The sequence below is a fragment of the Acinetobacter sp. AKBS16 genome (assembly GCF_002899995.1).
GTDB lineage: Bacteria > Pseudomonadota > Gammaproteobacteria > Pseudomonadales > Moraxellaceae > Acinetobacter > Acinetobacter baumannii.
The window spans coordinates 23440-45890 of record NZ_POYH01000015.1; the positions used below are offsets into that span (position 1 = coordinate 23440).

Consider the following 22451-nt stretch of genomic DNA (forward strand, 5'->3'; position numbering starts at 1 on the left):
CTAATACATCGATGGAATGATGTAGCTACAAAGTAAAAGGTTAAAAAGAAATGAAGAAATTACTTATCGCCAGTCTAATTGCCATTTCAAGTTCATCAATATTTGCAGCAGACACTACGACATCTGCAGCTAAAAACGATGTATTTAAACAGGCTGAGCAGCTATACGCAGCAAAAAATTATCCTGCTGCCTTTCAAGAAGTCCAACGTCTTGCACAAACAGGAAATGCTCAAGCCATCTATAACTTAGGCTATATGACACAAATGGGCCAAGGTACTGCCAAAGATAATGCCAAAGCTCTGAAATATTATGAAGATGCCTCAAATAAAGGTTATGCTCAAGCAAGTTACACGCTTGCACAAATTTATGAGACTGGTGAATTAGGTGTTGCCAAAGATAGCAACAAATTCAGTCAATATATTCAAAAAGCAGCAGCTCAAGGTTCTGATGATGCAACTGTCAAAATAGCAACCATTTTATTTGCACAGAAAAAACCTCAATCTCACCAAATTGCTTTACAAAAGCTAGCGCCTTTGATTAGAAAAGGAAACTACCCTGCTATTCAGGTCAAAGCGCTTTATGATATTAGCCAAGGGGTTGAAAATAAAAATCCTTTAATGAAACGCCAAGGCATTGAAGCTTTACAAACAATTGCCCAAAAGGGGTATGCGCCTGCATCTATGGCTTTAGCAACCATGATGGCGAATGGCAATATCATTCCTCAAAACCTGCCTCAAGCAAAACAGATCTTTACTGAGCTTGCTAAGCAAAATGTTCCTAATGCTAGAGAATCTTTAGCTTCGGTCGAAAAAATTATTGCTGAGAAGAATAAACAAGCTGCCGCCGCTCCTACGCAGCCAGCTCCTAAAAAATAGTAAAGAGACAATAGCCCCGCATGGGGCTTTTCTTTTACCACCACAAAGCAATAAGCCCACTCACCCCCATAAAGCCAATAATGGTACTAATCATTAAGGGGGTTAATGCTCTTTCATTTAAACCGTAGGCTTGCCCAAAAATACCAAAAGCGATCGGCATTGGCAGCGCAGCAAGTAAAGTGCCAGCATATAACATCTCTTGGCTCACGTTTGGCAGTAAAAGGAACAGCCCAAAAATCACAACAGGCATAAGGATGACATTAAATCCAGCCAACAATATACTTTGGAAATTCACGGCGGTAATACCAATACCAACCAAGCTGCCACCAATAGCAAATAATGCTAGAGGCGAAGCTGTTCTTCCTAAAAGTTCTAAGGCTTGTCCAAGTTTTGAAGGCAGATGAATATCTAGCAAAATGCAGCTCATCCCAACTAAAATTGCAATAATTACAGGGTTTTTAAGTAAATTAATGAATGTTTTTTTCAGTAAAGGCAAAAGCCGTTGCTGTTGATGCAAACCCGCTTCTGCCAAAATAAGCATTAAAGCAACTATTAATAAATTTTCGATAATTAAGGTTAAAGATATATAGATTGCAGCATGACTCCCCATTAGCATGGTTAGAATCGCTGTACCCATAAAACCTGTATTTGACATAGAAGCGCCCATCGATATGACTGCACTATGTGTTAGGCTATTTTTAAAATACTTGCGGTAAAGGATAAAAGCCAAAAAAAACAAGATTAAAGAGCCGCCACCATAAGCAATAAAATAAGCTGGGTGCCAAATATCTTGTAAGTTTTTATTGGCTAAAGATTGGATTAAAAAAGCAGGTAAAGAAATTTTAATAACAAATGCACTCAGAGCCTTAATTTGTTCAGGTGTTACCAGTTTAATGAGGACACTACAGTACCCCATCAATAATAAAATCAAAATTGGTAAAATTACCTGAAAAACCACAGACTACTTCCTCACTCATTTCAAAAGAAAAACGGGCAAATCTTAATTTGCCCGAATATTAAAAACTAAAAAGAATCAAAAAGCTGTTTTAAGCCATGTGGTTGGCAACGCAAATATTGAGGAGCAATTTTGACTTTTGCACCCAATGTAGCAGCAGCATGCCATGGCCAACGTGGGTCATATAACATTGCACGCGCAAGACCAATGGCATCAGCTTGCTGGTTTTCTAAAATTTGTTCAGCATGCTGTGGGTCAGTAATAAGCCCTACCGCAATCACAGGAATAGATACATGTTTTTTAACCTGTTCCGCGAAAGGAACTTGGTAACCTGCTCCAATAGTAATATTTTGATGCTCATGTAAACCACCACTAGAGACATGAATATAGGCCGCACCTAACTGTTCTAAGGCTTTTGATAAACCAACCGTAGACTCAATATCCCACTGCTCATTGCCATCCATCCAGTCAGTTGCAGATAAACGTACCCCTACCGGATAACCTTCGGGAACAGCAAGTTTAATCGCCTGAAGTACCTCTAACGTCATACGCATACGGTTTTCTAAAGAGCCGCCATATTCATCAGTACGTTGATTGGCAATTGGCGATAAGAATTGGTGTAGCAAGTAACCATGAGCAGCATGTACCTCAATTAACTCAAAGCCCGCTTCAACTGCACGTTTGGCCGCAGCTGCAAAGTCTTGTTGAATTTGTTTAATCTCGGCAATGGTTAAAGCATGTGGCGCTGCATCGTGAACCGAAAAAGTACTTGTACTTGGAGCAACTGTTTGCCAACCATGTGGCTGATCTTTTGCAATTTGGCCTTTACCCAACCAAGGCTTTTCAGTAGATGCCTTACGTCCAGCATGAGCTAACTGAATTCCAAATGGCATAGGAGAAAGTGTTTTAACTTTTCCCAATAAAGTTTTGATCTGGTCACGTTGCTGATCGTTCCAAAGGCCAAGATCTGCATAACTAATTCGACCTTCCGCCTGTACAGCTGTAGCTTCCACAATACATAGCCCAGCTCCAGACAACGCGTAATTTGCCCATTGCTGTTCATGCCAATAGGTTATTTCACCATCATCTGTTGCCGAATATTGGCACATTGGGGCAATTACAATTCTATTGACCAGTTGTAGTGAATCGAAATTAACCGTTTCAAATAATTTTGCCATTTTTAATTCCTAGAATTGTTTAATTACACGTAAACCTGCACTCCAGTTACGTCCATCAGCAGGTTCGAAATAGCGGCTATTACCGTCATTTACAATCACTGAACCTGCATATTTTTTATCAAAGAGGTTATCTACACGAGCAAAGCTATTGACTTTCCAATCGCCCATTACCCATGCATAACCAACATTTGCTGAGGTTACACTGTAGCTCGGTGCTGCGTCACTGTTGGTATCATTCACGTATACTTTGTCCATATACTGTACATCTACACCACCATATAGACCGTGCGATGGCTGCCATGCCAAAGAGGCATAAGCTTGGTTTTTGGCAATACCCGGTATGGCATTTCCTGTTGGAATTGCTGAAGCGAGAACTTTGTCGTCTTGATCAAGTTTTTCAGGAACGTTCGCATCAAAAGTCGCATCTAAATATGTATAACTTGCAGTCGCAGTTAAATCTCGCCACAACTTTTTATTCCATGCAAACTCTACACCTTCACGTAAGGTTTTATCTGCATTACGAAAGGTTGAACGCCCCCCTAAGTTTCCCGCTGAAACAATATCATTCTTAGTCTTTGTTTGGAAAACTGCCAAAGTAAAATCACCTAGTAGGTTTTGTGACTTTAAGCCTGTTTCATAGGTATCGCTTGTAGATGGTTTTAAACCAAAGTTAAAACCTGACTTTGAAATATCAGTCTGATAAGCCATTTCAGTAAAAGTTGGTGTTTCAAAACCTTTGGCATAACTTACATAGGCCATAAGTTCTGGTAAAATTTGCCAACTTAAAGCAGCAGAAGGTAAAACTTTATCGTAATCCGTCTTACCACTATCATCACCATTACTTAAATAGTTATCTTTAGATTTGTAGTGGACATTGCTATAGCGAACACCCGTGTCTAAACGCCACGTAGGTAAGAATTGCCATGAAGCTTGTAAATATGGATCGATATTCCATAAAGTATTGTCTTCATCACGGCGTAAATTACCTTTGACACCATAAGAAGGTTGACCATTTACTAAATTAAAGTTTTCAAAACCTTTACGATCTTCATCCATTGCATCAAGTGCAACACCGACACTTAGTGTGGTATTTGGAAGCAACTCTTTACCTGTCCAACGGAAATCAGCACCATAATAATTACGTTCAAAATCAATCACGCCACCAGCATGATTAGGATTTAACTGTGCACTTTTAGGGATACATATTTGTGTATCTTTCTTAAATGCGCATCTAGGAATAGATTGATATTGAATGACTTGACGATTGCCTAAATATGCCATGGCATAGAGTTCATTTTTGTCATTAATCGGCTTAGACCAAGTCACGCCCGTTTGGGTTTGTTCAATATCTTTACGCACATTGAAGTTTTTATCACGAATATCTGGATCAATTTGTTTTGGATTTTGCTGCCACAAATCTCTAGTTAAACCTTGTGGATCATCTGCATGGATTTTGACATAGTTGGTTACCCAGTTGATTTTACTACCATCATCAAGATTCCAGCTGAGCTTTGCATTATTTAGTACTTTTTCTGCACCGCTATGTTCGCGGTAACCGTCGGTATCAAAGTATGATGAGCTAATAATATAACTTGGTTCATTCGCCCCTTTCGCCCCACCTTGCAGCACAAGTCCTGCTCGGCTTTTATCATGGCTACCCCCCGAATAGCTCAGCTCAATTGAGTCCTTCCCTTGCCCTTCTTTAGTAGAAGTTAAAATAGTCCCGCCTGATGAATTTCCATAAAGTGAAGAAAAAGGTCCTGTTAGAACTTCAACATGATCCAGACTGCTTAAGTCGATATTAGATGTTTGGCCCTGCCCATCTGGCATTGTTGCAGGGATACCATCCACATAAAGACGAATACCACGGACACCAAACGTAGAACGTGCACCAAAACCACGCATAGATAGCTGTAGATCTTGCGCATAATTTTCACGGTTACGAATCTGTAAACTCGGTATGCCCTTCACAACTTCAGTTAAATTTACTTGTGAAGAACTATCCACTTGAGGTGCCTCGATTCGGAAAACCGAAGCTGGTGTTTGTAAATAACCGGTGTCAGTACGTGTCGCTTCCACATGTAAAGTTGGCAATTTGGCAACGTCTGAATTTAAGTCTTCTGCCCAAACAAGTGGGCTAGAAATACAGCCCATACTCATCAAAATACAGTAATGAAGTCGGTTTAAGCGTAATAAGGACATGCTTATTTCCTTTATTTATATTGTAGTTATGATAACAAAAAGCAGTGTCTTGTCTGGATATAGAATTCGGTCTACATTGTTGTAAATCTGGAACGCTCTTTTTGCCATATAAATTTGTTTGCCAGATGAGAATTATCGACTTAATGATGGATGATCTTTCCAGCAATACCGTTCAGGCCAGTCTTTTGCTTCCTCGGCATAATCAATTCCAATACGTGGCGTTAAAACCACTTCTGGCTGTGTAGTGGCTGCTTCAATCCATAGTCCAGATTCTTCACCTAAAGTCTGGCCCTTTAAGGTCCGATCAATGCCTAAATAACGCGTCAGTTTGCCGGGTCCAGCCAAAAGCTTATATTCTTTTTTAGTTGAAGCACTATTTAAAAATGCTGATCGAATCATCACTCCTTCAGGTACACCTTCTGTTTGAGTAATAATGTTGAGCATTTCATACATGCCATAAATTAAATAGACATAAATGGTACCACCATGGCGATACATCACCTCTGTTCGTGCGGTACGTTTATCATTGTAGCTATGGCAGGCTTTATCGCGAACGCCCAAATAAGCTTCTGTTTCACTAATTGTACAGCGGATAACTTGTCCATCAGGCTGTCGCTTACATAATACGCAGCCGATTAAATCATATGCTACTTCCGAAGTTTCTCGTTGAAACCAGCTTAATGGTAAAATATCTGACATAGTATTCTCTGAAATATTACATACCACACGTTATACTTGATTAATCCAGTATATCTGTTAATTCTGCGAGTTGGCATGCCTGAGTTACCCGAAGTCGAAACCACCAAAACCAGTTTATTTCCCTTATTGAATCAAAAAGTTCTAAGTGTTGAAGTACGCAATCCTAGCTTACGCTGGCCTATACCAGATAATGTTCAGAAACTTGTTGGGCAACGTCTCATTGGGTTAAATCGACGTTCAAAATATATTTTGGCAGAGTTTGAACAAGATCAAATGCTCTGGCATTTAGGAATGTCAGGTAGTTTTCGCCTGTGTCAACCAAATGATGAACTGAGAAAACACGATCATCTCATTATTCAATTTGAAGATCAGCAGTTACGTTACCATGACCCACGTCGTTTTGGCTGTATTCTTTGGCTTAACCCTGAAACTCAAGGCAAACTCATCGATACTTTAGGGCCAGAGCCTTTAAGTACTGACTTTCATGCAGAATATTTAGCTTCTAAACTTAAAAATAAAGCTGTCGGCATAAAAATTGCACTCATGGATAATCATGTAGTGGTTGGTGTTGGCAATATCTATGCAACTGAAAGTTTGTTTAATGTTGGCATTCATCCAGCACAGCCCGCTGGTGATTTAACCATGCAACAGATTGAGAAACTGGTTGTTGAGATTAAGCGAATTTTAAAGTCAGCAATTGATTTAGGCGGCTCGACTTTACGAGACTACAGCAATGCCATGGGTGAAAATGGTTATTTTCAACAGACTTTACTCGCTTATGGTCGTGCCGGAGAAATGTGTGTTAACTGTGAAACCACATTAGAAAACTTAAAACTTGGACAGCGTGCCAGCGTATTTTGCCCACAGTGCCAACCGCTTAAAAAGCTGAGAAAGCCTTAATTTTTTGGAGGAAGACAACATGCAAACAGCAATTGTCCGACATATTTTAGTCAAAGATAAAGACTTAGCCGAACAGCTGAAAAAGAAGCTACAAAGTGGTGCTGACTTTGCCAAACTTGCCAAACAATACTCTACCTGTAATTCGGCAAAACGTGGTGGTGAACTTGGTGAAGTCAAAAAAGGACAATTGGTGCCTGTCATTGACAAAGTAGTTTTTACGGCTGCTGAACGTGTATTACAAGGTCCAATCAAAAGCCAGTTTGGCTATCATCTCTTAGAAGTTAAATTCAGAATGACTGGCTTACGTTGATTTCAGCATTTTACTTGTAATTGTGAGAAGCTTTAGCCTGCATATTGATTTGATATGTCCAGGCTTTAACATACTCACCCGATTCTAATTTTATATCTGCTGTCACGCGTTGGTATTGAAAGCCTTCAAAATCATCTAACATTTGCCAGTTTTCTGCTAACTTTTCTGTGCTAAACAAATAGCCTTCTACCCAATCTGCTTCGGGATCTAACTCTAAAGCTTTTAAACCTTTGTCTGGTCCCCAATCTAAAATATGAATCACTCCTCGTACACTCGCTTTTGTCCAGTTACCACCAATCTGCTCTAAAATATGAGCATTTGCTTTATTAGGGCATAAAGTTCCATATACAAAAAGCTGATTCATTAATTTATGTTCCTTGTTCTATCTGCTTAGCTAAACTTAACTGTGATTTAGCAAGTTTATCAATATCTCTAGTCCAGTATAAAATGCTATGTAATAAAAAACGGTACTCTAGGTACCGTTTTTTATACTCAAATTCTTTTTATTAAGCTTGTTTTTTCAACTCATCACGAATTTCACGTAATAATTGGATATCTTCTGGAGTTGCAGCTGGAGCTTCTGGCTCATTCTTATCACGGCGAAGTTTGTTTAATAATTTCACCATTAAGAACACAACCCAAGCCAAAATCAGGAAGTTAATTAAAATGGTCAGGAAGTTACCATAAGTTAATACATTGATCCCTGCTTTTTGTAAGGCATCTAGAGATTGTAAGTTATTAGGGTTTGCACCTAACACGATAAATTTCTGAGAGAAATCAACACCACCACCAGTAATTACAGTGATAAGCGGCATGATGATATCTTTTACTAACGAGTCTACGATTTTGCCAAAAGCACCACCAATAATTACACCAATGGCTAAATCCATCATATTGCCTTTAATGGCAAATTCTTTAAATTCTTGAATAATACTCATCTAAACATCTCCAGATGTAGGGGGGAGGAACACATCATATTTTTCTTTTTTCACTGGCCTCTTATCCGTCTAGATAGTACTCGCCATGATATTGATAATTTAATATTTTTTTCAAAAAAAGAAAGCTATTTCACACTTTAACAACATATTTGCTTACAAGAAAAATATGACTTTAAGTTTACTTTCAGCTTTACCAGTAAGCAATAAAAAACCGCTAAACGAATTTAGCGGTTTTTCTTTTTCATTTAAGAAAAATTATTTATCACGGTTACGTTTACGTTCGTTTTCAGTCAAGTAACGCTTACGGATACGAATTGATTTTGGAGTAACTTCTACTAACTCGTCATCTTCAATAAATTCAAGAGCTTGTTCAAGCGTGAATTCAATTGCAGGTGTTAAAGTTAAGGCATCATCAGTACCAGACGCACGAACGTTAGTTAACTGTTTCGCTTTAGTTGGGTTTACAACCATATCGTCTGAACGAGAGTTAATACCTACGATCATACCTTCGTAAACTTCTAACTGTGGCTTAGCGAATAAACGACCGCGGTCTTGTAAGCTGAATAATGCATAGCCCAAGCATGTACCTTGAACCATAGAAATCAACACACCGTTTTGACGCTTCGCAACAGTACCTTGTTTAAGAGGACCATAGTGAGAGAAGCTTGAAGTCATAATACCAGTACCAGAGGTCATGGTTAAGAATTCAGAACGGAAACCAATTAAACCACGTGAAGGAACAGTTGCTTCAATACGGATACGGCCTTTACCGTCAACTTCCATATTGGTCATTTCGCCTTTACGGTGACCCATTTGTTCCATTACAGCGCCTTGGTGCTGCTCTTCAACGTCAAACGTTACGTTTTCGTAAGGTTCTTGTTTTTCACCATCAATTTCTTTAATGATTACTTGCGGACGTGATACACCTAATTCGAAGCCTTCACGACGCATGTTTTCAATTAAAACTGAAAGGTGAAGTTCACCACGGCCAGATACTTTGAAACGGTCTGGACTGTCAGTATCTTCAACACGTAAAGCTACGTTGTGAATTAATTCGCGGTCAAGACGCTCACGAATATTACGTGAAGTTACGAATTTACCTTCTTTACCAGCAAACGGAGAGTTGTTTACTTGGAAAGTCATAGACACTGTAGGTTCATCTACAGATAAAGGTGGTAATGCTTCAACGTTTTTCGGATCACAAATCGTGTCAGAAATGTTAAGTGCATCAATACCAGTAATACATACGATATCGCCCGCAGATGCAGAATCAACATCAATACGCTCTAAACCATGGTAACCCATGATTTTTAAGATACGACCATTACGTGTATTGCCTTCTTTGTCAATTACAGTAACAGGAGTATTTAGTTTTACAGAACCACGTTGAATACGACCAACACCGATAACACCTACGAAGCTGTTATAGTCAAGTGATGAAATCTGCATTTGGAATGGACCATCAACATCAACAGCTGGTGGCTCAACGATGTCTACAATCGTTTCGAACAACGGAGTCATGTCTTCTGCAAGCTCTTCAGGAGCAGGACCCGCTACACCACGTAAACCTGATGCATAAACGATTGGGAAATCAAGTTGCTCATCAGTTGCGCCAAGGTTATCAAACAAATCAAATACTTGATCGATTACCCAGTCTGGACGCGCACTTGGCTTGTCAACTTTGTTGATAATCACGATTGGTTTTAAACCACGGGCAAAGGCTTTTTGAGTCACAAAGCGAGTTTGTGGCATTGGACCTTCTTGTGAGTCAACAAGAAGTAGTACGCAGTCAACCATCGACATTACACGTTCTACTTCACCACCGAAGTCGGCGTGTCCCGGGGTATCCACGATGTTGATACGATAAGTTGTATCTGTACGTTTGTCTAACCAAGTAATAGCGGTGTTTTTCGCTAAGATGGTAATACCACGTTCACTTTCAAGCGCATTCGAGTCCATGACACGCTCAATCTCGCCTGCTCGGTCACCGAGAGCACCTGATTGCTGAAGTAGTTTATCGACAAGTGTGGTTTTCCCGTGGTCGACGTGCGCAATAATTGCGATATTACGGAGATTTTTGATATCTGACATGAAAATTCGAAACGCCTAAAATTTGAGGGCAAATTATACAGAAAAACACTACTCTTGAGTAGTGACAGTTTATTGACATTGACAAAAAAATTTTCCAATAGTCTGTATTTCGTTTTGTAAAGATAGGTATCTCGATTAGAATAGCGCCAATTTGCGAAATTGCGGCGTATTTACTCCCATGTCCAATCAACCATCACAAGACCGTCTTGACCTCGTTTATGGGCTAGATGACCGACCAAAACCGTTCGTGGCTTTTTTGGCAGCCTTTCAACATTTGCTTGCAATTATTGTCCCGATTGTTACTCCCGGGCTTCTAATTTGCTTAGCACTAGGCGTTCCACGAAATGAAACCAATATGATTTTATCAATGTCTTTGGTCATTTCAGGAATCGCGACTTTCTTACAATGTAAAAAAGTTGGTCCGTTTGGTGCAGGCTTACTTATTGTTCAAGGTACAAGTTTTAACTTTATTGGCCCGATTATCGGTATTGGCAGTGCAATGGTTGCTGCAGGTACACCAGTCAATCAAGTTATGGCTGCTATTTTTGGTGTTGTGATTGCAGGTTCATTTATTGAAATGGGCGTATCACAAATTCTCCCATGGGTAAAAAAGCTAATTACTCCCCTTGTGACAGGTATTGTGGTACTCCTGATTGGTCTAACGCTCATTAAAGAAGGTTTGATTAGTATGGGCGGTGGTTATCAAGCCATGCAGGACCATACTTTTGCCAGTGCTGATAACCTTATAATGTCGTGTACGGTTCTTGCTATTATTATTGTCCTAAACCGTATTCGTATTGTCTGGATTAAAAGTTCAGCTATTTTAATTGCTTTAGTGATTGGCTACATTCTTGCCGGCTTTATGGGATATCTAGACTTCTCTGGTCTAAAAGATGCGCCCGTGATTCAAATTCCGACACCGATGCATTTTGGCTTAAGCTTCTCATGGGGCTTATTTATTCCAATGGCATTTATTTATTTGGTTACGTCTTTAGAAGCAATTGGTGACGTAACGGCAACCAGTAAACTATCAAACCAACCTGTAGATGGTCCTCAGTGGATGCAACGTATTAAGGGTGGTGTGTTAGTAAATGGTGCAAATTCACTACTTGCTGGCCTATTCAATACCTTCCCAAGCTCCGTGTTTGCCCAAAATAATGGTGTTATCCAATTAACTGGCGTAGCAAGTCGTTATGTAGGAATCTGGATTGCTGCTTTACTCATTTTATTAGGTCTATTCCCTGCTGTAGCTGGTGTAATACAAGCTGTTCCACAAGCCGTATTAGGTGGAGCAGTCATGGTAATGTTCGGTGCTGTTGCTGCCTCAGGTATTAATATTCTTTCATCAATTCATTTAGACCGCCGTGCTCTTTTAATTATTGCGATTTCACTTGCATTAGGCTTGGGTGTTGCTCAGGTGCCACAAATTTTGGAGCATCTGCCAGAATTATTTAAAAATATTTTTAGTTCCGGCGTAGCAACAGGCGGTATTGCAGCATTAATTTTAAATGTTGTACTCCCAGAAACACATAAATAACCAATTTTAATTTTGATTACTGCCCAGTTTTCACTGGGCATTCTTCTTCATGAGAGATGTACATGGACCCTAAAAGTGAAGTGATATTAAGACAACAAGACTATTTAAAAGGTAGGGTCTTGTTAATTAATGCACCGAATGACGCCCTAGTCAGTCAATTACCCACTGAGATTGATGCATCAGTCTGGACATGGAATTATGCTGACTATCAGGGTTTTGTGAATACAGGCACACCAGCTCATTTCTCGGTTGAGTTTCCATCACAAGAGTTTGATCAGGCTATAATTTTTGTTCCAAAATCAAAAGAGCTTTTAAACTATATATTGCATGTAGTGATGAGCCATCTGAAAACTGACCAATCAGTTTTTTTAGTAGGTGAAAAAAAAGGTGGTGTTGAGAGAGCTGCCAAACAACTACAAAACTTTGGCACAATACTTAAACTTGATAGTGCCCGACATTGTCAGTTATGGCATTTAAAAATTGAGAAAACTGAAAAGATCAAACCTCTTGAAAGCTGGTTAAAAACCTATACTGTTCAAGTAAATGAGCAAGAACTTACCATTTGTGCCCTACCCGGCGTTTTCAGCCAAACTCATTTAGATGTCGGAACTGCTGTTTTACTCCCTTATCTAAATCAGGTGAAATCAGGTAGAATTGCCGACTTCGGGTGTGGAGCTGGAATTATCAGTTGCTATTTGGCAAAAGCAAATTCAAGTAATATTATCCATGCCCTAGATATTGATGCCTTCGCTTTACAGTCAACGGAAATGACTTTTAGTCGAAATGGAATAGGTTCAGACCAGTTGAGATTGCAGCCTGTTACAGGAATTGCAGACGCCCCAACAGAACTTGATGCCATTGTCAGTAATCCTCCCTTCCATCAGGGTATTCATACCAACTATGATGCAAGTGAAGGACTCTGCCAGAACGCTAAAAAACATTTAAAGGCATCAGGTGAGCTATGGATTGTAGCGAACCGTTTTTTAAACTATCCGATCTTAATTGAGAAGCACTTTGGTCAGTGTGAGATTAAAACTGATCTTCAAGGCTTTAAGGTGTTATATGCCTGTGCATAACAAACTATGTAAGGAATCTCCATGAGCGAAACACATGCTCCTGAAAAACTCCAGCGTAAGCTTGGGGCTCGTCATCTGAATATGATCGCCATTGGTGGTTCCATTGGTACAGGTCTTTTCCTTGCTTCTGGGTCAACCATTGCAAATGCAGGTCCAGGTGGGGCGTTACTCGCCTACTCCCTCATTGGTATTATGATTTACTTCTTAATGACCAGTTTAGGTGAACTTGCGACACACACACCAACATCAGGTGCTTTCTTTACCTATGGAAGTCGCTATGTCGAAGAGGGTTTTGGTTTCGCTCTAGGCTGGAACTACTGGTACAACTGGGCAATTACGGTTGCGTTTGAACTCGTTGCCGTACAGTTTATTATGAAATTCTGGTTCCCAGATGTTCCCGGATTCTATTGGAGCGCCCTTTTTCTTGTCATTATCTTTATGATTAATGCGATGACCGTAAAAGGATTTGGCGAAAGTGAATTCTGGTTCTCCATGGTTAAAGTAATTGCCATTGTTGCCTTTATTATTATTGGTATCGCCATGATTATTAAGATTATGTTGACACCAGGAGTAGCAACTTTCGGCAACTGGACTTATAAAGAGGCACCATTCGTAGGTGGTTTACAAGCCATGATTGGGGTAGCCATGATTGCCGGGTTCTCATTTCAGGGAACCGAGATGGTGGGTGTTGCAGCGGGTGAATCAAAAGATCCGAAGAAGACGATTCCGCTTGCAATTAAACAGATTTTCTGGCGAATTTTATTATTCTATATCTTGTGTATTTTCATTATCGGCACCCTAATTGCCTATGATGATCCAAACTTATTACAAGCAGCAGCAACAGAAAATATTGCTCTTTCTCCTTTCACCTTACTTTATGAAAAAGTAGGTTTTGCTTTTGCTGCAAGCTTAATGAATGCAGTTATTTTGACTGCTATTTTGTCGGCAGGTAACTCGGGCATGTACTCTTCTACCCGTATGTTATTTGATATGGCGCAACAAGGCCGTGCACCAAAATGGTTTGCAAAACTCGATAATCGTGGTGTTCCAATGAATGCGTTATATGCAACTACATTCATTGCTGCATTCTGCTTCTTAACGACTTTTATCGGAGAAAAGCAAGTCTTTAACTGGCTCCTCAATATGTCAGGAATGTGTGGTTTCATTGTCTGGTTAGGTATTGCAATTTCGCATTATCGTTTCCGTAAAGGTTATATTGCTCAAGGTTATAAATTAGAAGATCTTGCATACCGCGCTAAGTTTTTCCCATTCGCACCTTGGTTTGCCTTTATCCTCTGTTCTGTCATTATTTTAGGACAAAACTACCAAGCGGTTTTAGGCGGTAAAATTGACTGGATTGGCTTACTTTCTACTTATATCAGCTTGCCTTTATTCTTAGTAATCTGGCTTGGATATAAATGGAAAAATAAAACTAAATTAATTCCTTACGATCAAATGGATGTAAAACCAGAGCAAGATTAATACTGAGTTCAAGTAATTAATCAGCGCTTATCAAAGGTCAAAAACTTGATCTTTAGTTAAAAACAGGTAAAATGCCGTTCAGATTTTCAACGGCACTTTTTAAAAAAGGAGGACATCATGCCAACACTACAAGGTAAAACACAGTAACGATTTGGCACGATGTCAGCTCACGGACAAGTGTACAAATTTAATTCACTTGTCCGAATGCTTGAATTTAAGACCTAGCATTCGCTAGGTTTTTTTATGCCTATTCGGACAATAAATAAGAGAATAATTATGGGCATACAAAAGATATTAAACGAAGAGGCACAGTATGGTGTCCCCGTTAAAATTTTCACTCAAGACATAGATAGTGAAAGTATTGAACAACTCAAGAAGATGGCACAACTGCAATTTATATATTCTCATATTGCTGTTATGCCTGATGTGCATGTTGGAAAAGGTGCAACTGTAGGCAGCGTCATTCCTACTAAACATGCCATTATTCCTGCTGCAGTGGGTGTAGATATTGGCTGCGGAATGAATGCTATTCGTTTGAGCCTGAAAGCTTCACAACTTCCAGATAACTTAAGTCGCTTGCGGGACGCCATTGAACGGAAAGTGCCGGTTGGATTTGCTTTGCATAAACAAGTCAAAGCGAAAGCTTCTAGCATTATTCCACTTGAAAAACGCTTAGAACCTATTATTAAAAAGCATCCGGGTCTTGTCCGAATGCTTCGTCAGTTTGAGGCAACATGGCAAAAACAGTTGGGCACTTTAGGCGGCGGTAATCACTTTATAGAGTTATGTATTGATGAAAATCAAGATGTATGGGTGATGCTCCATTCGGGCAGCCGAGGTCTTGGTAACGTCATAGGTACTTATTTTATTGAGTTAGCCAAGAAAGAGGCACAACATCGCTTTGGGCACGTGCCTGATAAAGATTTAAGTTATTTTGCTGAAGGCTCGCAAAGCTTTAATGATTATGTAGAAGCAGTAGAGTGGGCTCAAGAATATGCTTTTGAAAATCGTAAAGAAATGATGCGATTAATATTAAAAGCAATTCGCCCTCTTCTACCTTCTTTTCAAATGACGAAAGAAGCAATCAATTGTCACCATAACTATGTGAGTCAAGAAACACACTTTGGTGAGAACCTTTTTGTTACAAGAAAAGGGGCAATTAGAGCAGGTTTAGATGAGTTAGGAATTATTCCAGGCTCTATGGGAGCACGCTCGTATATTGTTAAAGGTAAAGCAAACCCTGAATCTTTTTGTTCTTGTTCTCATGGAGCTGGCCGCAAAATGAGCCGAAGCAAAGCAAAAGTTCTTTTTAATCAGCAGGACTTGATTGAACAAACACAAGGGATTGAATGCCGTAAAGACAGTGGTGTAGTCGATGAAATTCCAAGTGCCTATAAAGATATTGATGAGGTTATAGCCAATCAGGCAGATCTCATTGAAGTCGTTCATACTCTTAAACAAGTTTTATGTATTAAAGGTTAAGACATGAAAATTAAAGAAATGCCGAAAATTAAGGTCCGTAATCAAGTGGCCCTATCCCCTCTACTTCACAAAGGTGGTATGCACGAAACAGAAAAACCTCGTGCTCAACATCGTAGAAATAGGCAAGATACTAAACAGCAATTGAAGAAAGGTGTTTGGTAACTATTTTAAGTAATGATTGGAAGAGATTATGAATCAGGAGATTTACAAATGACCAAATATTTTAAAAATCGCCATAAAAAAAGCGACTCTAACGAGTCGCTTTTTTACTGTTCAAGAACTCAAATTATTGAGCTTGTTGACCAGGTTGAACTACTACAGTACGGCTACCAGTGATTGTCGCGAATACACGACGGTTCATAGCACGACCTTCTTTAGTTTTGTTGTCAGCAATCGGTTGATCCCAAGCGAAACCTTGAGTAGACAAACGAGAAGCGTCAACGTTGTATTCGTTTACAAGAGCTGATTTAACAGAGTTAGCACGAGCTAAAGATAAACGTTCGTTTAACTTACGTGGACCAGTGTTATCTGTGTGACCTTCGATACGTGCAGTAGCGTTAGGGTATTCAGATAATTTTTCAGCAACTTTAGCGATTTCTGGCTTGTACTGGTCTTTGATGTTTGATTTGTTAGTATCAAAGAACACACGAAGTTCCATGTTAAGGTCTTCAGTTAACTCTTGTGGTTGTGGAGCAACTGGAGTTGGTTCAACTGGAGCAACTTCTACTACAGGAGCAGCAGGCTTCAAGTGACCACCTAGAACTACGTTTAAGCCAGCAAGAGCAGTGTAGCGCCAGTATTTTTCATCAAAATCATACGTACCGCGAGCTTCTGTACGAAGAGACAAAGCATCGTTCAAGCGATAGAAAGCACCTACACCGGCATTACCGATAGTATCTTTCTTGTCTTCATAGATACCATCAAACTCAGTTTTAGTTTGACCCGCACCTAACAATACGTATGGCTTAAATTTGCTGTCATAGTTTTTAGTGATTAAATCAGAAGTTGCATAGAAGTTACCAGCAATAGTCTTCTGTTTGTACTCAGCGCCTTGAACGCCAGTACCATCAAGATCACCTTTTACTTGATTATATTCAGCTTCAAAACCTAACCAAGGTGTTAACTCAACACCCAGACCAGCACCAACAAATAAATCATCTTGCAATTCAGCATGATCAGTTAATTTATTGTTGTTGTGCTCGCTGTCTTGCCAAGTATAACCAAGCAATAATGGAGTAACTGTTACGCCAGCATTAGCAGCAGCTAATGGAGCAGCAACAAGCATAGTAGCAAGTGCAATACGACTCAATTTCATGGATATCCTCCAGAGATAACAATTGTTGTTCAAGCTCAGCCTAAATTTATTGGCCCCTGAGATATTTTTTACCCCAGTATTATTTTTAAGCTATTCACATTTGAATCATACAAACACTTGATAGACTTTCCAAGTGCTTGATAATTTTAATCAAGTAAATTATTGACAAAATTACTTACAATTTCCGTTGTAATTCGGTAATTTTTTACCCAACTAGCAAATATGAACAACTTCTTTGTTTCGCTTACCGTGATTTTACCAGTATTCTAGCCGACTGATAACCCTTATTTAATTTTGTGTTTCCTCATTATAAAAAATAATATAAATCATTGTCAGAAAACATAAAATTGCTCTATTTATACATATATTAAGGTTTTTTAATGTTTAAATCTCCTGGTTTTACTATAGTTGAGCTCACTATAACACTCGTAATTCTTGTGATTATGTCAGTTATAGCCATTCCTTTATACCATCAATTTATGGCATCTGTAGAACTAAAAAATACGCCGCGCATACTCACAATTCATATACAAAAAGCCAAATATGACGCAATTATTAGGCATAAGAATGTTGTTCTTTGTCCAAGTTCTGATCAATTGGTCTGCAATACGAATTGGGATAACCGCGTAATCAGCTTTGTAGATAATAACCGTAATCTACAGCATGATTTAAATGAAGAATTATTGACCTCTATAGATCTTAACCATCACTACGGTTCTATGAAATTACAACGTTTTGGAAAAAAACAAAATAGTATTATTTTTCAAGGTAGTTCTGGATTACCCATCGAGTCGAATGGCAGTTTTATCTATTGTTCTTATGACCAGCTTAAAAACTTTAAATTAATTCTTAGCAAAATGGGCCATGTGCGCTTAGAAGAGCTTAAAAATTGTTAGAACTCTACAGTCTAATGCAGAAGCTAACCCGTTCTTCATTTTGCAATATACTGCTTAGGTTTTAAACATTTCTTATTTTGAGATTAAGAACAATCGGAGATTACAACAATGACTGACATCGTAATTGTTAATGGTGCTCGTACTGCTATGGGTGGTTTTCAAGGATCACTATCAGGACTAACTGCTCCTGAACTAGGAGCAGTAACAATTAAAGAAGCAATCGCACGAGCAGGTTTACAGCCTACAGATGTCGAAGAAGTCATTATGGGTTGCGTATTACCAGCGGGTTTAAAGCAAGGCCCTGCTCGTCAAGCCATGCGTAAAGCAGGTTTACCTGATTCAACAGGAGCTGTGACAATTAATAAACTTTGTGGTTCAGGCATGAAGGCGGTAATGCAAGCGGCTGATATGATTAAAGCAGGAAGTGCTGAAATTGTAGTTGCCGGTGGTATGGAGTCGATGACCAATGCGCCTTATGTCTTACCCAAAGCACGTGCGGGATACCGTATGGGCCACGGTGAAATTAAAGACCATATGTTCTTTGATGGCTTAGAAGATGCTGAAACTGGTCGTTTAATGGGTTCATTTGCTCAAGATATGGCAAATACACGTGGTTATACTCGTGAGCAAATGGATGACTTTGCAATTCGTTCTTTAAAACGTGCTCAAACTGCGATTACTGAAGGCTACTTCAAAGATGAAATTGTACCTGTTACTGTTTCTACCCGTAAAGGGGATGTCATTGTCGATCAGGATGAACAACCCTTAAATGCCAAGATTGATAAAATCCCATCTCTTAAACCAGCTTTTGCAAAAGACGGTACAATTACTGCTGCAAACGCGAGTTCAATTTCTGATGGTGCTTCTGCACTAGTTTTAACATCGAGTGAAGTTGCAGCACAGCGCGGCTTACAGTCACTTGCAAAAATCATAGCCACAGCGTCAAATTCTCAACATCCTTCAGAATTTACAATTGCTCCTGTTGGCGCTATTGAAAAAGTACTTAAAAAAGCAGGTTGGAATGCTCAGGACGTTGACCTTTGGGAAATTAATGAAGCATTTGCGATGGTTACAATGTGCCCAATTGATGATTTCAAACTTGATCCAGAAAAAGTCAATATTCATGGTGGGGCATGTGCACTTGGTCACCCTGTAGGATCGACAGGTTCTCGTATTATTCTTACGCTTATTCATGCGCTTAAACGTACTGGTGGTAAAAAGGGTGTCGCTGCTCTTTGCATCGGCGGTGGTGAAGCAACAGCTGTTGCCATCGAAATTCTTTAATTAAAGCTTTTTTTAAAATCCCACTTCGGTGGGATTTTTTATGAAAAAACTACAAAAAATGACCCACAAAATCTCTTTTCCGTTTTAACTTATTCTTCTAAATGAAAACAACAATGGACAATAACAATGCAACTCAATCACTATCTCAATTTTCAAGGCCAGGCAGAGCAAGCTTTTAATTTTTATAAATCAGTATTCGGCGGTGAATTTGCCATGCTGAGCCGCTATAGCGATATGCCGCCTAATGACGGTGTGACATTATCCGAAGCTCAAAAAAATTTAGTGCTCCATGTTTCCCTGCCGATTAACGAATACACTGTACTCATGGCATCAGATGTCATTGATCAATTCTGTACACCAAATAGTGTATTTACTCAGGGTAATAATCATTACATTGCAATTAACCTTGAAAAAGATGAGCAAGAAAAGGCAAAGCAACTTTTTGATGCCTTATCTGTAAATGGCAAAATTGAAATGCCACTAGAAAAAACGTTCTGGGGCGCTTTATACGGTGCTTTTACTGATCAATTTGGTGTCAAATGGATGGTTAACTGCCAGTTAGATACTTAATTCTTTAGCCCTTATAGAGATCTCAGTGTTTCTATAAGGGCTTTAAACATCGATATTAGAGTATTGCGCAATAATCATTAAACCGACTGTAATAAAACCAATCCCAATCCATCCTGCGACATCAATGTTTTGCCCAAGAAAAATCTTTGCGAGAAAAGCGGTCGCCAATACCCCCACCCCAGACCACAACACATATAAAATTCCAGCTTGCATATATTTCAAAGCAATAGCAGCGCATGCAAAAGAGATAATATACAAAACTAGAGCAATTCCCTGAGCAGTTTTATTAACTAATCCATTGCCTTTAGCTGAATAAAAGGTTGAAAGTACATCCGTCACAATAGCGAATATTAACCACAAAGCACCAGGATTTATTTTTGAAATTAAAGCGAACATTCTTATTCTTCAATTCAGTTATTAAAAAATTATTTATAAAAAAAGCTGAACCTGAGTTCAGCCTTTTCACTTAGAAGCTATTTAAGCACCAGTTTGATAACTTGCTTTTGGCACAGCTGTTGAAGCTTGATAAGGATGGGTAAAGTCTTGCAAACCAGCAGCAGCTTCTTGCACATCTTTACCTTCTTTAATGACAAAACTATCAAAACCTGAACGTTTTAAATAATTTAAGACATCCTTAAATACATCACCTGTTGCACGTAGTTCACCTTGGAAACCTTGGCGACGTAATAATGCAGCGAATGAATAACCACGCCCATCTCCGAAACCTGCGAACTCAATGAAGATTGCATCAAGTTCACTTAATGGAAATGTGTGCTCTTCAGGTGAATCATTTACGGTCACATACAAAGCTTTTTTACCTTGAATGTTAGCTAATTGATCGAGTTGAGCTGTTGTTAAAACAACGTCACCTTGAGGAATCACACCATCTTCAGCAATGATTTGATAAGTATTATCTGCAATCGTGCCATCTTTATAAAGCACAGGTAGAGCTGTATTAAGCATATGCACGCTCCTTAAATGGTTGAATTCCTACACGGCGATATGTATCAACGAAACGCTCACCTTCGGTACGTAAATCAAGATACGTATTTAATACTTCTTCAATGACATCAGGCACGGCTTCTGCTGCAAATGATGGTCCTAAGATGTCACCAATGGAAGCATCATGGTCTGAATTACCACCTAAGGTAATTTGATAGAACTCAGCACCTTTTTTATCTACACCTAAAATACCGATGTTACCCACGTGGTGGTGACCACAAGCATTCATACAGCCAGAAATATTTAAGTCTAAATGACCAAGATCATAAACTTTATCTAAATCTTCAAAACGGCGTGTAATCGCTTCAGCAATAGGAATTGATTTCGCATTTGCAAGTGAACAGAAATCACCACCTGGGCAGCTAATAATATCGGTAATAAAGCCGATATGCGCACGAGCCATGTTGTGTTGTTCAAGCGCTTGCCATACATCGAACAAATCTTTTTGAGGCACATCTGCTAAAGCAATGTTTTGTTCGTGAGTCGTACGAAGTTCACCAAACGTATATTTATCAGCGAGATCTGCAATGAAGTTCATTTCTTCAGTGGTCATATCGCCCGGTGCGATGCCTGCACGTTTTAAAGAAATCGTAACAATACGATAGCCCTTTACTTTATGTGCATGCGTATTGATATTGAACCATTGTTTGAATTTTGGATGCTCAGCAAATAAAGCTGTAAAGTCTTCATCTTCTAAATCTTGATAATCAAACGGCGTGAACTCTTCGTCTAATTTTTTCAAGATTTCTGGCTGAATTTTTAATGTTTCACGTGTGTGTTCAAATTCAGCTTCAACTTTCTGTGCAAATACTTCAGGCGTTAATGCTTTAACCAAGATTTTGATACGCGCTTTATATTTATTATCACGACGGCCATGTAAGTTATAAACACGTAAAACTGCCTCTAAATAAGCAATTAAATCTTCACGTGGTAAAAACTCACGAATGACACTACCAATAATCGGAGTACGGCCTAAACCACCACCCACCATGATTTTGTAGCCCATCTCGCCTGCTTCATTACGCACGATATACACACCAATATCGTGGAATGCTGTTGCTGCACGGTCTTTTTCTTCAAGTGCAGAAACGGCAATTTTAAATTTACGTGGTAAGAATGCAAATTCTGGGTGGAATGTACTCCACTGACGAATCAATTCACATGTTGGGCGTGGATCAGCAATTTCACCAGCAACTACACCTGCATACTGGTCAGTAGTCGTGTTACGAATACAGTTACCACTGGTTTGAATGGCATGCATTTGTACAGTTGCGAGTTCAGCTAAAATTTCTGGCACATCTTCAAGTGCAGGCCAGTTTAGCTGAATATTTTGACGCGTAGATACGTGTGCATAGCCACGGTCATATTGAGTTGATACTTCAGCAATTTTACGTAATTGTTTTGAGTTCATTAAGCCATACGGCACAGCAATACGTAGCATTGGTGCATAACGTTGCACATATAAACCATTTTGCAAACGTAATGGGCGGTATTCATCTTCAGAAAGTTTGCCCGCTAAATAGCGCTCTGTCTGATCGCGGAACTGAGCAACTCGTTGATTAATCAGCTGCTGATCGAAATCGGTATATAAATACATGGCGTATGGCTAGTAGATTCATTATTAAGGCGGATAGCATAGCGAGCTTTTATTCATCAATA

22 protein-coding genes are annotated in these 22451 nt (G+C 39.3%); 11 read left to right on the top strand and 11 right to left on the bottom strand.

What is annotated here, in order from left to right; genetic code table 11:
• The first annotated feature begins 50 nt into the window (after positions 1 to 50).
• Positions 51 to 875, top strand: coding sequence for a tetratricopeptide repeat protein (locus tag C1642_RS02345; protein WP_000734697.1), 825 nt, complete (start codon positions 51 to 53; stop codon positions 873 to 875).
• A gap of 34 nt (positions 876 to 909) precedes the next feature.
• Here C1642_RS02345 and C1642_RS02350 read toward each other — a convergent pair whose 3' ends face one another.
• From C1642_RS02350 to C1642_RS02365, 4 genes are all read right to left on the bottom strand, one after another.
• Complete coding sequence (locus C1642_RS02350; RefSeq protein ID WP_000231860.1) at positions 910 to 1833, bottom strand: AEC family transporter; 924 nt, start codon at positions 1831 to 1833, stop codon at positions 910 to 912.
• Positions 1834 to 1898: 65 nt separating this feature from the next.
• The gene (locus tag C1642_RS02355) at positions 1899 to 3008 is read right to left on the bottom strand and encodes an NADH:flavin oxidoreductase/NADH oxidase (protein WP_039207790.1); all 1110 of its coding nucleotides are present in this window, start codon (positions 3006 to 3008) and stop codon (positions 1899 to 1901) included.
• A gap of 9 nt (positions 3009 to 3017) precedes the next feature.
• Positions 3018 to 5210: a TonB-dependent receptor family protein gene (locus tag C1642_RS02360; protein ID WP_103235859.1), complete on the bottom strand. Its 2193-nt coding sequence runs from the start codon at positions 5208 to 5210 to the stop codon at positions 3018 to 3020.
• Positions 5211 to 5342: 132 nt separating this feature from the next.
• On the bottom strand, positions 5343 to 5909 hold the full coding sequence (locus C1642_RS02365) for a DNA-3-methyladenine glycosylase (protein WP_001280163.1): 567 nt from the start codon (positions 5907 to 5909) through the stop codon (positions 5343 to 5345).
• 75 nt (positions 5910 to 5984) lie between these two features.
• Between C1642_RS02365 and mutM the strand changes: the two genes are divergently transcribed.
• Positions 5985 to 6809 (top strand): bifunctional DNA-formamidopyrimidine glycosylase/DNA-(apurinic or apyrimidinic site) lyase, encoded by an 825-nt coding sequence (gene mutM / locus C1642_RS02370; RefSeq protein ID WP_001114564.1) that lies wholly within the window; start codon positions 5985 to 5987, stop codon positions 6807 to 6809.
• Positions 6810 to 6828: 19 nt separating this feature from the next.
• Positions 6829 to 7119 (top strand): peptidylprolyl isomerase, encoded by a 291-nt coding sequence (locus C1642_RS02375; RefSeq protein ID WP_001192454.1) that lies wholly within the window; start codon positions 6829 to 6831, stop codon positions 7117 to 7119.
• Between the two features lie 10 nt (positions 7120 to 7129).
• On the opposite strand, the gene C1642_RS02380 is transcribed toward C1642_RS02375, so the two are convergent.
• The 3 genes from C1642_RS02380 to typA form a co-directional block, all read right to left on the bottom strand.
• A complete protein-coding gene (locus tag C1642_RS02380; RefSeq protein WP_001072494.1) occupies positions 7130 to 7483 on the bottom strand; it encodes a gamma-glutamylcyclotransferase family protein in 354 nt (117 codons plus the stop codon).
• A 142-nt stretch (positions 7484 to 7625) separates the two neighbouring features.
• A complete protein-coding gene (mscL, locus tag C1642_RS02385; RefSeq protein WP_000022555.1) occupies positions 7626 to 8057 on the bottom strand; it encodes a large conductance mechanosensitive channel protein MscL in 432 nt (143 codons plus the stop codon).
• Between the two features lie 255 nt (positions 8058 to 8312).
• A complete protein-coding gene (gene typA, locus C1642_RS02390; protein WP_001280092.1) occupies positions 8313 to 10148 on the bottom strand; it encodes a translational GTPase TypA in 1836 nt (611 codons plus the stop codon).
• 178 nt (positions 10149 to 10326) lie between these two features.
• Between typA and C1642_RS02395 the strand changes: the two genes are divergently transcribed.
• The 5 genes from C1642_RS02395 to C1642_RS18930 all read left to right on the top strand — a co-directional run bounded on the left by C1642_RS02395 (position 10327) and on the right by C1642_RS18930 (position 15887).
• Positions 10327 to 11685, top strand: coding sequence for a uracil-xanthine permease family protein (locus C1642_RS02395; RefSeq protein WP_000070856.1), 1359 nt, complete (start codon positions 10327 to 10329; stop codon positions 11683 to 11685).
• Between the two features lie 62 nt (positions 11686 to 11747).
• Entirely contained in the window at positions 11748 to 12761 is a 1014-nt protein-coding gene (locus C1642_RS02400; protein ID WP_103235860.1) for a methyltransferase, read from the top strand.
• Positions 12762 to 12782: 21 nt separating this feature from the next.
• Positions 12783 to 14243 carry an amino acid permease gene (locus C1642_RS02405; protein WP_000004971.1) on the top strand — a complete coding sequence of 487 codons (1461 nt, stop codon included), beginning with the start codon at positions 12783 to 12785 and terminating at the stop codon, positions 14241 to 14243.
• A gap of 276 nt (positions 14244 to 14519) precedes the next feature.
• Positions 14520 to 15725: an RtcB family protein gene (locus C1642_RS02410; protein WP_103235861.1), complete on the top strand. Its 1206-nt coding sequence runs from the start codon at positions 14520 to 14522 to the stop codon at positions 15723 to 15725.
• 3 nt (positions 15726 to 15728) lie between these two features.
• Positions 15729 to 15887, top strand: a complete 159-nt coding sequence (locus tag C1642_RS18930) for a hypothetical protein (RefSeq protein ID WP_000692859.1) — start codon at positions 15729 to 15731, stop codon at positions 15885 to 15887.
• A 124-nt stretch (positions 15888 to 16011) separates the two neighbouring features.
• Here the strand turns inward: C1642_RS18930 and omp38 are convergent, their stop codons facing one another.
• On the bottom strand, positions 16012 to 17040 hold the full coding sequence (gene omp38, locus C1642_RS02415; protein ID WP_000777889.1) for an outer membrane protein Omp38: 1029 nt from the start codon (positions 17038 to 17040) through the stop codon (positions 16012 to 16014).
• A gap of 380 nt (positions 17041 to 17420) precedes the next feature.
• Between omp38 and C1642_RS02420 the strand changes: the two genes are divergently transcribed.
• From C1642_RS02420 to C1642_RS02430, 3 genes are all read left to right on the top strand, one after another.
• Positions 17421 to 17936 carry a GspH/FimT family pseudopilin gene (locus C1642_RS02420; RefSeq protein WP_000477151.1) on the top strand — a complete coding sequence of 172 codons (516 nt, stop codon included), beginning with the start codon at positions 17421 to 17423 and terminating at the stop codon, positions 17934 to 17936.
• Positions 17937 to 18044: 108 nt separating this feature from the next.
• Positions 18045 to 19220: a thiolase family protein gene (locus C1642_RS02425; RefSeq protein WP_000129971.1), complete on the top strand. Its 1176-nt coding sequence runs from the start codon at positions 18045 to 18047 to the stop codon at positions 19218 to 19220.
• Between the two features lie 126 nt (positions 19221 to 19346).
• Positions 19347 to 19790, top strand: a complete 444-nt coding sequence (locus C1642_RS02430) for a VOC family protein (protein ID WP_001176583.1) — start codon at positions 19347 to 19349, stop codon at positions 19788 to 19790.
• Positions 19791 to 19832: 42 nt separating this feature from the next.
• Here the strand turns inward: C1642_RS02430 and C1642_RS02435 are convergent, their stop codons facing one another.
• The 3 genes from C1642_RS02435 to C1642_RS02445 form a co-directional block, all read right to left on the bottom strand.
• Positions 19833 to 20186, bottom strand: coding sequence for a DMT family transporter (locus tag C1642_RS02435; RefSeq protein WP_000457779.1), 354 nt, complete (start codon positions 20184 to 20186; stop codon positions 19833 to 19835).
• 81 nt (positions 20187 to 20267) lie between these two features.
• Positions 20268 to 20753, bottom strand: coding sequence for a DUF934 domain-containing protein (locus C1642_RS02440; protein ID WP_000935248.1), 486 nt, complete (start codon positions 20751 to 20753; stop codon positions 20268 to 20270).
• Positions 20746 to 22389: a nitrite/sulfite reductase gene (locus C1642_RS02445; protein ID WP_000281766.1), complete on the bottom strand. Its 1644-nt coding sequence runs from the start codon at positions 22387 to 22389 to the stop codon at positions 20746 to 20748. The genes C1642_RS02440 and C1642_RS02445 overlap by 8 nt, the downstream gene beginning before the upstream one ends.
• Between the last annotated feature and the right edge of the window lie 62 nt (positions 22390 to 22451).

Coding starts and splice junctions, on each gene's coding strand:
- C1642_RS02345 (WP_000734697.1), top strand. CDS start 51: ATGAAGAAATTACTTATCGCCAGTCTAATTGCCATTTCAAGTTCATCA.
- C1642_RS02355 (WP_039207790.1), bottom strand. CDS start 3,008: ATGGCAAAATTATTTGAAACGGTTAATTTCGATTCACTACAACTGGTC.
- C1642_RS02360 (WP_103235859.1), bottom strand. CDS start 5,210: ATGTCCTTATTACGCTTAAACCGACTTCATTACTGTATTTTGATGAGT.
- C1642_RS02365 (WP_001280163.1), bottom strand. CDS start 5,909: ATGTCAGATATTTTACCATTAAGCTGGTTTCAACGAGAAACTTCGGAA.
- mutM (WP_001114564.1), top strand. CDS start 5,985: ATGCCTGAGTTACCCGAAGTCGAAACCACCAAAACCAGTTTATTTCCC.
- C1642_RS02375 (WP_001192454.1), top strand. CDS start 6,829: ATGCAAACAGCAATTGTCCGACATATTTTAGTCAAAGATAAAGACTTA.
- C1642_RS02380 (WP_001072494.1), bottom strand. CDS start 7,483: ATGAATCAGCTTTTTGTATATGGAACTTTATGCCCTAATAAAGCAAAT.
- mscL (WP_000022555.1), bottom strand. CDS start 8,057: ATGAGTATTATTCAAGAATTTAAAGAATTTGCCATTAAAGGCAATATG.
- typA (WP_001280092.1), bottom strand. CDS start 10,148: ATGTCAGATATCAAAAATCTCCGTAATATCGCAATTATTGCGCACGTC.
- C1642_RS02395 (WP_000070856.1), top strand. CDS start 10,327: ATGTCCAATCAACCATCACAAGACCGTCTTGACCTCGTTTATGGGCTA.
- C1642_RS02400 (WP_103235860.1), top strand. CDS start 11,748: ATGGACCCTAAAAGTGAAGTGATATTAAGACAACAAGACTATTTAAAA.
- C1642_RS02405 (WP_000004971.1), top strand. CDS start 12,783: ATGAGCGAAACACATGCTCCTGAAAAACTCCAGCGTAAGCTTGGGGCT.
- C1642_RS02410 (WP_103235861.1), top strand. CDS start 14,520: ATGGGCATACAAAAGATATTAAACGAAGAGGCACAGTATGGTGTCCCC.
- C1642_RS18930 (WP_000692859.1), top strand. CDS start 15,729: ATGAAAATTAAAGAAATGCCGAAAATTAAGGTCCGTAATCAAGTGGCC.
- omp38 (WP_000777889.1), bottom strand. CDS start 17,040: ATGAAATTGAGTCGTATTGCACTTGCTACTATGCTTGTTGCTGCTCCA.
- C1642_RS02420 (WP_000477151.1), top strand. CDS start 17,421: ATGTTTAAATCTCCTGGTTTTACTATAGTTGAGCTCACTATAACACTC.
- C1642_RS02425 (WP_000129971.1), top strand. CDS start 18,045: ATGACTGACATCGTAATTGTTAATGGTGCTCGTACTGCTATGGGTGGT.
- C1642_RS02430 (WP_001176583.1), top strand. CDS start 19,347: ATGCAACTCAATCACTATCTCAATTTTCAAGGCCAGGCAGAGCAAGCT.
- C1642_RS02435 (WP_000457779.1), bottom strand. CDS start 20,186: ATGTTCGCTTTAATTTCAAAAATAAATCCTGGTGCTTTGTGGTTAATA.
- C1642_RS02440 (WP_000935248.1), bottom strand. CDS start 20,753: ATGCTTAATACAGCTCTACCTGTGCTTTATAAAGATGGCACGATTGCA.
- C1642_RS02445 (WP_000281766.1), bottom strand. CDS start 22,389: ATGTATTTATATACCGATTTCGATCAGCAGCTGATTAATCAACGAGTT.